This is a genomic window from Perlabentimonas gracilis (genome assembly GCF_011174675.1).
Taxonomy (GTDB): Bacteria; Bacteroidota; Bacteroidia; order Bacteroidales; family Tenuifilaceae; genus Perlabentimonas; species Perlabentimonas gracilis.
On sequence record NZ_JAANIG010000099.1, the window covers coordinates 1 to 763 of the forward strand.

The 763-nt window shown below is 37.4% G+C and carries 1 protein-coding gene; it reads right to left on the bottom strand.

Features of this window, described 5'->3' with window-relative positions; genetic code table 11:
• Nucleotides 1–88: 88 nt before the first annotated feature.
• On the bottom strand, nt 89–598 hold the full coding sequence (locus tag G8O23_RS17245; protein ID WP_235942327.1) for a BRO-N domain-containing protein: 510 nt from the start codon (nt 596–598) through the stop codon (nt 89–91).
• Nucleotides 599–763 lie beyond the last annotated feature (165 nt).

Sequence of the window (763 nt, forward strand, 5' to 3'; positions counted from 1 at the left end):
ACCTTCGGTATAACAGTCACCATCGGTCGTTTGTCCGTTGGTAAAAATAAATAATAAAATTGTAAAAAAAATGCTTGGTTATTTAGGGTTAAAACAATTCCTCAGTTAATTCTTCTCGAATTGCGATGCTTCGCATCCGTTTCTCTATCCAATCATCAGGATAACCTTTAAGTTTATATAATTCACGTGTGCGTTGAGTTGCTAATTCAGGATTTTCTATTTCGTCCAATCTGTCTGAACCAACCTGAGCCAGCCATTGCTTAAACGGCTCGGCTTTGGGCGATGGTATTGATTGAATAATTCGTAAAAGTCCTTTAGCATCAGCACAATCAGTTACATATCTTTTCCCATCGGAGGAAATCATTTTCAGTTGTACGATAATTTCGTACAACTGAGAAAAACCTTCTGTGTTTAGTTTTCTTTTAAGGTCACTCCAATATCTTCGTGGATTTTTACTTTCAGTGAGAATTTCAATTACATCAATAATTGCAAAGTACCATTTTTGTTCAGCCTCGTTCCACTCAGAACGAATTTGTTTACTTTCAAAAAGTTTTATATTACTCATATTCTCATTTTTTTTGAACTCAAAAATAGTCATTTGACCTAACTTTTAAAAATTTGAAAGTCTATCATTTAGAGCGTAACTTTTTTTGCCGCTTGTGCATAACGGCTGGGGGTGTGCCCAGTGGGGGAGTGCGGCGCCAGCGGATTTATCCCCCGCTAAGAATAATGTTGCGAGCCCAATTGCCCCGAATATCTAGGT

Bases quoted from the DNA above. Each gene is read 5' to 3' on its own strand.
- G8O23_RS17245 (WP_235942327.1), bottom strand. From the start codon at position 598: ATGACTATTTTTGAGTTCAAAAAAAATGAGAATATGAGTAATATAAAA.